This window comes from Bradyrhizobium sp. Crot121, assembly GCF_059512385.1.
In genome coordinates this window covers 1-9,305 of record NZ_JCAMOR010000143.1, presented here as the reverse complement: position 1 = coordinate 9,305, position 9,305 = coordinate 1, and the positions used below count along the sequence as shown (strand labels likewise).

Genomic DNA, 9,305 nt, shown 5'->3' with positions numbered 1-9,305 from the left:
CCGAGAGCGGAGGGCCACGCGGCTTTGATGCGGGCAAGAAGATCAAAGGTCGCAAGCGCCACATCGTCACCGATACACAAGGAAATTTGCTGAGCGCCATCGTGCACCCGGCCAATGTTCAGGATCGGGACGCCGCGCCGGCCGTCGTCACTTTGGCGTGTGCGAGCTACCCGACTATTGCACACTTGTTTGCTGACGGCGGCTTCGCCGGCGAAAAGCTTGAAAACGCGCTCCGGAAAATCGACGGGTCCACGATTGAAATTGTTAAACGCCCGGATGACGCAAAAGGCTTCGTTATAGTTGCCCGACGCTGGGTCGTCGAACGCACGTTGGCATGGCTCAACCGCTGCCGACGTCTCGCCAAAGATTGGGAGGCCTCCGTCACCTCGGCTGAAGCATGGCTCCTTATTGCGTCAACTCGACAACTGGTGCGCCGCATCGCCAGATCGGCCAACGTCAAGTCATGAATTTTGAGTCAGATTCTAAGCGGAAGCCTTTGCGCGTCTCATCGACGATGCCGACACCTGCCGCATCAGCGTCGCAAACTACGTCGAACTGTCGATCGTGATCGAGAACCAGTTCGGCCCGGAAGGGATGCGACAGGCGGAAGCCTTCTTCCGTCGCGCCGGCATCATGATCGCGCCGGTGACGGTCGAGCACGGTGAGCTTGCCCGGCAGGCCTCCCTCGATTTTGGGAGGATCGGCACACAGCCGGCGTGAACTATGGCGACTGCTGTTCCTACGCCCTGGCGAAGGCGACGGGCGAGCCGCTCTTGTTCAAGGGCAATGATTTCAGCCAAACCGACATCGCGGCAGCATAGCCCCCGCTGGATGCGTCGAGTCCACCACATTCACGGAGTGCGCCCGCCAACGCCGGACAGGTAGATGCGGATGCCCGACTTGTTGGGATCGCTGGCCGCGGGCTCCTGCGGAGATGGCGCCACCGCAGCCGGCTGAGGCGCCTCCTCCCACGTCGGCTCCGGCGGCTTCGGTCCGCCAGGATCGGGAGCGGTGAACACCGCCGTCCCCTCAAATTGCCCACGCTTCCAGGCCTCGACGGCATCGTCGAACACCTGCGCCCTGACGCTATCATCGGTCGGATTGCCATACCATTTCCAGACGATCCGCCAGACCTTGCCGAACAGGGCCGTGCCCGTGCGGATGTTCCTGCAAGCGTCGAACAGATCCGGCGACATCTCGGAGGGATCCTTCACGCCGAGACCGGCCGGATACTGCGTGATGCCGACGCGCACGACGGCTCGACCGATATGGCTGCGGGCAAGCTCAAGCGCTTCTTCGGGCGTCTTGACCGGCGGCACCAGGATGATGCGGTCGCCATTGCGCACCGTCACCGTGAGCGGATCGGGCGACCCGGCGGCGTGCAAGAATTTTTCGACGATCGCGGGCGTCAGGGCGGGATCAGCACATTTTTGGATGAGATCGGCATCGATGGCCATGGGCGAATTCCTGTTCAGCTGTTGAAAGCGGTGACGAGGGGAAGACCGAACAGCCGAGCCCAGGCCTCGACGGCGGCGCGCTGGATCGCGGGGACGGAGGCGCCGGTCGCCCACCAGCCATTGGCGATGGCGACGATCGTATCCGGCCGGTGCAGCATCGATTGCAGGACCGGCCAGATCAGAAGCTGCTCGTAGCAGATCAGCGACGCTACCCGGCGGCCGGCGATGTCGACGACGGGATCTGCGAAGAAGGTCGCTCGCGCACCGCCGCTCTCCCCGAGCCATGTCCGCCAGGGCTGCCAGCTCGACACGGGCACAGGCATGCGGGCGCGATAGAGGACCGTATCGCCTGACCAGCCAAGCGCCGCCGCGACGGCGAGAAAGGCGGTGCGCCGGCGATCAGGGATCGACGGTGAGGATCGGCCGCGCCAGGCCGAGGAGACCGGCCTCCGGGACCGGCCCAAAGTACCGGGAGTCACAGGAACCTGCGAAAGGGGAGTGGAGAAAGAGATGGCCGGGCGGAACGACAATACCCGCCCAAGGCGAAAGCGGTCGTCCCCGGCCGTCGACGGGGCCAAGGCGTGAACGGGGCAGCAGCACGCCGTCGATCATGACGGCGGCGCCGATCTCGATGTGGGCACTCGAGACCGCGACGACGGCTTTGATGAGCGGCGCGGCGCCGCCGGAGCACGATCCCTGCCGAAAGTATCCGCGCTCGAGGCCGAAGACGGAAACCGGCCCAGGCGGCGGACAGACGAACGCGAGATCGCCGGCGACGACTTGCCGATCGATCGGCACGATCCGCCACAGCCCGAGCGGCTCGCTTGGCGTCAGGTTGAGGCGCAAGCCGCCGAGCCAGGCGATGCCGGCGATCGCAATCATCGCCACGCCGCCGGCCCCCATGATCGCGGATGCTCGCCGACGCTGAAGGGACGTTTTCTTTCCGGTCGCGGCCTCCGCGATTTGTGACTCCACTCTCCGGTCGATGATCGAGATCATTGCAGCGACAGACCTTTCGACTGCGTCTGACGACGTGTTTCGGCTTCCTTCAGGGCCTCCGCGCTCCGCTGCTGTGCCGCGAGTTGTTGCGCGGTTCGCAGATCAGGCCAGGCAGCCTTGAGCTCCTCCTTCTGCGCAGCGTTCATCCCGTCCGAGAACACCTCGAAGGTCTTGCCATCAGTGTCCTTTGCCGCGAGGCCGACGAAGCTGCGTTCGCCATACCGCTCGGACACGGCACGCGCAAAACCTTCCAGCTCCGCCCCGATCATCTTGTCCTCGAGCGCGAACTCCAGGGCCGCCGGCAGATTGTTCCGATCGATGGCGTCGCGGATGCGCTCGAGTGTCTGCTTCGCCGATGGCGGCAGCGCCGGAATGTCGACGGCGACGTTCAGCCGGGCGGCGCGCTCTTCGGCCTCATAGCGACGTTCCGCCTCCGAGCGCAGGCGCAAGAAACGTTCGAGATCGCGGGCGAGCGCGGGCACGTTGAGGTCCGCCCTCTGCCTGTCCTCTTTGTCGGCACGGCTGGCCAGAAGGCCGGTTCTGCCGTTCAGCGCGCCGAAGCTGTCGGGCTTCTCCGCGAGTTTCGACAGGGTGGATTGTGCAGCCGCCTTGTCCTTCAGCATGCTGTCGACATCGACCTTGCGGAACGAGGCTTCCGGATCGGCGAAGACGAGGCGGAAGCGGGTCGAGACCTCCTCCCACTGCTTCTTCAGGCCGGGATTGGCGGTGAGCTTGTCCTCGACAACCTGGTCGATCGATCTGGCGAATGTGGTGATGCCGGCGACCATCGGCTTTGCTCCCTTTGCGCTGTTGGGGATTCTCGGTTTCCGGGCGGCGCCGAGGCCGAGCCGGGTGCCGAGCGCGAGGAGCCGCGATCCGAGATCGGCGAGCCTCGAGCTCTGCCGGACGGTCCAGCGGACCTTGTCGGCGACGAGGGTGCGGGCGACACTCATGAGATGGAGACCGCGCGCTTCAGCAAAGCGCAGCGCGGCGCGATAGGAAGGGCCGCGCACATAGTCGAGTGTGGTTTCCTTCGCCCGGCTCTGCGACAGGATCTTGGTGAGCCCACCGGCCTTCCCGAATGAAATCGCCCCGTAGTAGAGAGCGACATCCTCGCGATGGCGGGTCAGCGCGACATAGGCAAGATGCCGGTCGAGCGAGAGCGTGGCGAGCAGCTTCACCCGGTCGACGGTCGCGCCCTGGCTCTTGTGGATCGTGGTCGCATAACCGTGGTCGACGTTGGCATAGAAGCGCTGATCGACCTCGACGCGGCGCCGTGCTTCACCCTCGCCGATCATCGCCGCGAACCAGCCCGGCCGCGCCTCGACGACATGGGCGATCATGCCGTTTTTCACGCCGAGCGATCCTTCATTCTTCAGGAAGACGATCTGGTCGCCGGTTGCGAAGCTGCGCAGACCGTCCTCGGTGCGGAAGGCATGGCCGTCTTCGACAATGCCACGCTCGATCAGCTTCGCCCGCGCCATCTCGTTGAGGACACGGACATCGCGCCGAAGATGCGCAAGGATCAGCATCGACTTCGCCGGATCATAATCCCGGTTCCAGTCCTCGATCAGCGCCGCGACAGCTTGCACTTTGTACTTGCGCGCTTCGAGCTTGCCGTTCGCGCCATAGGCCTGCAGCGCCTCGGCAACGCGGCCCCGCGCGAGATCGAGCGAGGCATCGCGCATCCATTGCTTGCGCTGGCGATAGATGGTTTCGAGTTCGGCATAGCCGGTGCGCTCCGCGATGGCGCGGAACGCCGCGCCGGCCTCGATCGGTTGAAGCTGATCGGGGTCGCCGACGACCACCAGTTTTGCGCCGGTCTTCACAACCGCTTCGACGAACAGCGCCATCTGCCGCGACGACACCATGCCGGCCTCGTCGAGGACAAGGATGGTCTTGTCGTCGAGTTGCTCGCGCCCGTTCGACCAGGCAAGCTCCCACGAAGCCAGCGTGCGTGAGGCGATGCCCGCTTCCTTCTCCAGGCCCTCCGCAGCTTTACCCGCAAGCGCGCCGCCGACCACACGATAGCCGGCCGCTTCCCACACTTCGCGCGCCGCCTTCATCATGGTGGTCTTGCCGGCGCCGGCGCGCCCGACCACGGCCGCGATCCGCCCCTCACCGGCGACATGGGCGATCGCGACGCGCTGCTCTTCCGACAGACGATCATGGCGCTCGAAGGTCGCCGCCAGTACTTTCTCCCGGACGCCATGCGAGGATCGGTCGGCAAGCCAGACGGCGCGATGCGCCATCTCGGCTTCGAGCTTGATGAGTTCGCGCGTCGTGTATTTGGCGGGCTCGCGGATTCCGGTCGCAAGGGCGGTGCGCTCACCCTCCAGCCGCAACACATCCGGACTCTGGAAGATGCGCGCCATCAGGTGCTGGAAGGTGCCGGCATCGTCGACATAGCGGTGCAACACCCTGGCGATGTCACGCTCGGTGAAGACGCTCGTCTCGCGCGTGACGAGGTCCAGCACGATCTCAGGACGCCGCAAAATCCGCTGGCGATTGTCGGCCCTCCGCTCCTCGTGGAGCGCCACGCGTTCGAGCTTCGGCGACCACCCCGCCGTTTCTCCTTTCCGGTCGATCGCCGTCGTGGCCACGCCAATATGCGTCGTCGGGACAAGATCGATTCCGCGCGCGGCATAGGAACGGCCGTCGACGCGAACATCGAGTCCGGCGAGCGCCAGATGCTTGTTCTGAAGGTTGAGCCAGCCTTCGCGCTGCGCGAGGAACTCGGCCTTCTCGCCCGACCAGAGTCGGTACACGATCTTGCCGGAATCGTTGCGCAAAGGCACGCCTTCATCGCCGATAACCGGCACCTTCTTCGGCCCAAATGCGTCCTCACCGAGCGGCCTAAGCGTTGTCATCAGATGGATGTGCGGATTGCCGGGCTCGTCATGGAAAACCCAGTCGGCGACCTGCCCGCGCGCGAGGACCTGGGTTGCGACGAACTCCCGCACCAAGGTGATGTTCTGGTCGATGGTGAGTTCGACCGGCAGGGCGATGATGAATTCCTTGGCGAGCTGCGCATCTGACCGCTTCTCGAAAGCCTCGATTGCGTTCCAGAACGCCTCGGCGGCGCCGGCGACCGAGCGGTCGGCAATCAATGCACGCGCCCATTGTGGGGCATCCGGCGGCAACAGGAATTCCTCGTGCCGCAGGCCCCGCTTGGCGGAATAGTCGACGGTCCGCCCCTCCGCCCGATGCTCCATGCGCGCGCAGTGCCGGTAGGCTGCCGACAGCACGGCGCTGCGGCCGGAACCGCGCGAAATGAGCTGGGGCGTGAAATGCGTGATGGCCAAAGCGGCGCGATCTCCCGGACGAGGTGGAACACGAATGCTCGTCGGGAGCGGCGGCAGGGCCGCGCCGGGGGCAGGCGCCCCCGGCAGGTGAGAAAGCAGGACGTCGCGGATGCGACGTATTACTGCGCCCTTGGACCGCTCTCATCGAGCGGCCGGGATGATTTCAGGCGACGTCGGCTTTGCCGACTAGCTTTTTTATGAGTCGCCTGGGCCGGCGACTTCGGAAATGCTCCGCGCAGTCCAGCAACACTGCCCAGCACGAAGGCTCAACCGGAAATGAAGAAACCGTCGTCGAAGATCCGCGAGGAAATCACTCGCCTGCAGGAACAGTTGAAGGCCGCAGAGACACGCGAGGCCGAGCGGATCGGGCGCATCGCGCTCAGGGCCGGACTCGGTGACATCGAGATCGAGGAAAGCGAGCTTCTGGCCGCGTTCGAGGATCTCGCCGGCCGGTTTCGCGGGAAAGCCGGAAAGGCGACCGGAAGGAAGGGAGCCGAGGCCGGAGGCGATACGAGCGCTCCCGCCGCGAAGGTCGCGTCTGGTGCGCATGCGAATGGCGCTGGCGAGGTATGAGCGCATGCGGCAGGCATCATCCTCCGAAGCCCGCAAGAAGGACACGCGCGAGAAGATCGAGCTCGGCGGCCTGATCGCAAAGGCGGGGCTGCGCTACGAGAAGCGCGCGGTGCTGCTCGGCGCGCTGATCGAACTTCGCCGTCGGCTGAGAACCGGCGTAGCCGAGCGGGCTCGGCTTGCCGCGATCGGGGTGGAGGCGTTCGGCCGTGACGGCGAGTAGGCTCCTTCTGCTGATCGTGCCGGTGGCGCTGATGCTCGGCACGGTCATTGGATTGACCGGCATCGAGTATAGTCTCGCCGGCCTCGGCAAGACGGAGGCGCAGCGCCTCCTGGTCGCCCGCGCCGGGATTGCCATGCCCTATATCGCGGCAGCAGGGATCGGCGTCATCTTCCTGTTCGCCACCGCAGGCTCCGCGAACATCCGTACCGCGGCGCGGAGCGTCCTCGCGGGATGCGCATTGGCGATTTCCATCGCTGTCGCGCGCGAGGCAATGCGCCTTTCCGGGGTTCCCATCCCGGCCGCATCCGGCCGGTCGCCGCTGGCGCAGGTCGAACCGGCGATCATTGTCGCCGCATGCGCGATATTGGTCGCCGGCATCTTCGCCGTACGCGTTGCCGTGAAGGGCAACGCCGCCTTCACCACGCCGATGCCAAAGCGCGTTCGCGGTCGGCGCGCACTGCACGGCGATGCGGACTGGATGACCATGCAGGAGGCCTCACGGCTCTTTCCCGACGCCGGCGGCATCCTCGTCGGTGAACGCTATCGTGTCGACAAAGACAGCGCGGCAACGCAACCGTTTCGCGCCATGGACCGTGAGAGTTGGGGGCACGGCGGCCGCGCGCCGCTACTCTGCTTCGACGCCTCCTTCGGCTCCTCGCACGGCATCGTTTTCGCCGGATCGGGCGGCTTCAAGACGACGTCGGTGACGATCCCGACCGCGCTCAAATGGGGCGGCGCGCTCGTGGTGCTCGACCCCTCCAACGAGGTCGCGCCGATGGTGATCGACCACCGGCGAGCAGCGGGGCGCACGGTCCATGTGCTCGATCCACGAGAGCCAGGAACCGGCTTCAACGCGCTCGATTGGATCGGCCAGTTCGGCGGCTCGAAGGAGGAGGACATCGCCGCCGTCGCCTCCTGGATCATGAGCGACAGCGGCGGCGTGCGCGGCGTGCGGGACGATTTCTTCCGCGCCTCGGCGCTGCAGCTTCTCACCGCGCTGATCGCCGACGTCTGCCTGTCAGGGCATACGGAAGACAAGAACCAGACGCTTCGCCAGGTCCGCGCCAATCTCTCCGAACCGGAGCCCAAGCTGCGGGCGCGCCTGCAGGCGATCTACGACAATTCGGAATCGGCCTTCGTGAAGGAGAACGTTGCCGTCTTCGTCAACATGACGCCGGAGACATTCAGCGGCGTTTATGCCAACGCCGTGAAGGAAACCCACTGGCTTTCCTATCCGAACTATGCCGCGCTCGTGTCCGGCTCAACCTTCGTCAGCGACGATCTCGCCGGTGGCGCAACCGACGTGTTCATCAATCTCGACCTGAAGACGCTGGAGACCCATGCCGGACTCGCCCGCGTCATCATCGGCTCCTTCATGAACGCGATCTACAACCGCAATGGAGAGGTGACGGGACCGGCCTTGTTCCTGCTCGACGAAGTGGCGCGCCTCGGCTTCATGCGGATCCTGGAGACCGCCCGCGACGCCGGCCGCAAATACGGCATCACGCTCCTCTTGTTGTTCCAGTCGATCGGTCAGATGCGCGAAACCTATGGCGGCCGCGACGCGGCGAGCAAGTGGTTCGAGAGCGCGAGCTGGATCGCCTTCGCGGCCGTGAACGACCCGGAAACCGCCGACTACATCTCGAAGCGATGCGGCACGACCACGGTCGAGATCGACCAGGTCAGCCGCTCGTCGCAGGCGTCAGGTTCATCGCGGACGCGCTCGAAGCAGCTGGCCGCGGGGCCGCTGATCCAGCCGCACGAAGTGCTGCGTATGCGCGCCGACGAACAGATCGTGTTCACTGCCGGCAACGCACCGCTCCGGTGCGGCCGCGCCCTCTGGTTCCGGCGTGACGACATGAGGGCTTGCGTCGGAAAGAACCGATTCCAACCGGAAGAAAACGCATGACGGCGCCGCGCTTTCTTGTTGTGGGAGCCAACCAATGGCGATCATTGCGATCCTGGCGGTCGCCATCGGTGTCCCCTCGCGGCATTCGCCGGATCTGCCGGATCGGTACGAGACCACGACGTCGGTCATCCCGGCGCCTCGGGAGGGCGATATGCTGAGCGCCCGTTTCACGCGCTGCGACGGGCCGATCCGCGTGAACTGCGTCGTCGACGGGGACACATTCTGGTTCGGGCGCGACAAGATCAGGATCGCTGATATCAACGCCCCGGAAATCTTCTCGCCGCGATGCCGGAGCGAGAAGCAGATCGGCGAAATCGCCCGCGACCGGATGCTGGCCCTGCTGAAGGCCGGCGGCTTCACGCTGGTCTCGGGCTGGCGCGACACCGCGGCGCAACCAATCCGGCGAAACTGACACCAATGGCAAGATATCTCGATGGGGCGACAGGCTTCTCCGAACCCACCTGTTCGAGGCCGCGACGGTCCTGCTTTATCGAACAAAGAAATGGTCTTCCCTCAAGGCCTGGGGCATGAAGCTCGCAAAGCGGATCGGCATGAGGAAGGCAAAGGTCGCCATTGCCCGCAAGATCGCCGTGATTTTGCACTGCATCTGGGTCGACGGCACATCGTTCGAATGGGGCAGACGAAGCCAGCCTGAACTTCTCTTGCAAGCTCCTGGTCCGGTCCGCCGGGCCGGCGATATCCCGCTGGGACGGTGGTCGTGGTGACCTCGGGTCAATCGGGGATGTCCCGATCGGTGTTGAACTAGTGGTTCATCACAGTGATTTTGACGTTTTGATACCGAGCCATTCGAGGATCGGCAAGTTTTCGGGTGGCAGGAGAAT

General features: G+C 65.1%; 10 protein-coding genes and 1 pseudogene. 7 read left to right on the top strand and 4 right to left on the bottom strand.

The features are described 5' to 3' along the window. Together AC5ZGW_RS44265 and AC5ZGW_RS44260 are read left to right on the top strand one after the other, a co-directional pair. Positions 1–467: IS5 family transposase (locus AC5ZGW_RS44265; protein ID WP_496114123.1), on the top strand; the 467-nt coding region annotated here is incomplete at its 5' end. Positions 468–564: 97 nt separating this feature from the next. After that, a complete protein-coding gene (locus AC5ZGW_RS44260) occupies positions 565–720 on the top strand; it encodes a hypothetical protein (protein WP_496114122.1) in 156 nt (51 codons plus the stop codon). A 131-nt stretch (positions 721–851) separates the two neighbouring features. Here the strand turns inward: AC5ZGW_RS44260 and AC5ZGW_RS44255 are convergent, their stop codons facing one another. Genes AC5ZGW_RS44255 through traA form a run of 4 tightly spaced genes read right to left on the bottom strand, consistent with a single transcriptional unit; the run spans position 852 to position 5,761 of the window. Beyond that, complete coding sequence (locus AC5ZGW_RS44255) at positions 852–1,457, bottom strand: TraH family protein (RefSeq protein WP_130230786.1); 606 nt, start codon at positions 1,455–1,457, stop codon at positions 852–854. Positions 1,458–1,471: 14 nt separating this feature from the next. Next, positions 1,472–1,936 (bottom strand): nitrilase-related carbon-nitrogen hydrolase, encoded by a 465-nt coding sequence (locus AC5ZGW_RS44250; protein ID WP_463703005.1) that lies wholly within the window; start codon positions 1,934–1,936, stop codon positions 1,472–1,474. Next, positions 1,857–2,456: a conjugative transfer signal peptidase TraF gene (traF, locus tag AC5ZGW_RS44245; protein WP_130230782.1), complete on the bottom strand. Its 600-nt coding sequence runs from the start codon at positions 2,454–2,456 to the stop codon at positions 1,857–1,859. The genes AC5ZGW_RS44250 and traF overlap by 80 nt, the downstream gene beginning before the upstream one ends. Next, positions 2,453–5,761: a Ti-type conjugative transfer relaxase TraA gene (traA, locus tag AC5ZGW_RS44240; RefSeq protein ID WP_130230780.1), complete on the bottom strand. Its 3,309-nt coding sequence runs from the start codon at positions 5,759–5,761 to the stop codon at positions 2,453–2,455. Before traA ends, traF begins: the two co-directional genes overlap by 4 nt. A 276-nt stretch (positions 5,762–6,037) precedes the next feature. Here traA and traC point away from each other — a divergent pair, with 276 nt between their 5' ends. The 5 genes and pseudogenes from traC to AC5ZGW_RS44215 all read left to right on the top strand — a co-directional run. Next, a complete protein-coding gene (gene traC, locus AC5ZGW_RS44235) occupies positions 6,038–6,334 on the top strand; it encodes a conjugal transfer protein TraC (RefSeq protein WP_130230778.1) in 297 nt (98 codons plus the stop codon). A 4-nt stretch (positions 6,335–6,338) separates the two neighbouring features. Then, entirely contained in the window at positions 6,339–6,554 is a 216-nt protein-coding gene (traD, locus tag AC5ZGW_RS44230) for a type IV conjugative transfer system coupling protein TraD (protein ID WP_130230788.1), read from the top strand. Continuing rightward, positions 6,541–8,463: a Ti-type conjugative transfer system protein TraG gene (gene traG, locus AC5ZGW_RS44225; protein ID WP_130230776.1), complete on the top strand. Its 1,923-nt coding sequence runs from the start codon at positions 6,541–6,543 to the stop codon at positions 8,461–8,463. Before traD ends, traG begins: the two co-directional genes overlap by 14 nt. A gap of 34 nt (positions 8,464–8,497) precedes the next feature. Next, positions 8,498–8,875 carry a thermonuclease family protein gene (locus AC5ZGW_RS44220; RefSeq protein ID WP_165435614.1) on the top strand — a complete coding sequence of 126 codons (378 nt, stop codon included), beginning with the start codon at positions 8,498–8,500 and terminating at the stop codon, positions 8,873–8,875. Continuing rightward, positions 8,808–9,188 (top strand): annotated as a pseudogene (locus AC5ZGW_RS44215) (transposase); the annotation flags it as partial. The gene AC5ZGW_RS44220 and the pseudogene AC5ZGW_RS44215, both read left to right, overlap by 68 nt. Positions 9,189–9,305: the final 117 nt, after the last annotated feature.

Excerpts from the sequence above, each read along its gene's own strand:
- AC5ZGW_RS44255 (WP_130230786.1), bottom strand. The coding sequence starts at position 1,457 with ATGGCCATCGATGCCGATCTCATCCAAAAATGTGCTGATCCCGCCCTG.
- traF (WP_130230782.1), bottom strand. The coding sequence starts at position 2,456 with ATGATCTCGATCATCGACCGGAGAGTGGAGTCACAAATCGCGGAGGCC.
- traD (WP_130230788.1), top strand. The coding sequence starts at position 6,339 with ATGCGGCAGGCATCATCCTCCGAAGCCCGCAAGAAGGACACGCGCGAG.
- traC (WP_130230778.1), top strand. The coding sequence starts at position 6,038 with ATGAAGAAACCGTCGTCGAAGATCCGCGAGGAAATCACTCGCCTGCAG.
- AC5ZGW_RS44220 (WP_165435614.1), top strand. The coding sequence starts at position 8,498 with ATGGCGATCATTGCGATCCTGGCGGTCGCCATCGGTGTCCCCTCGCGG.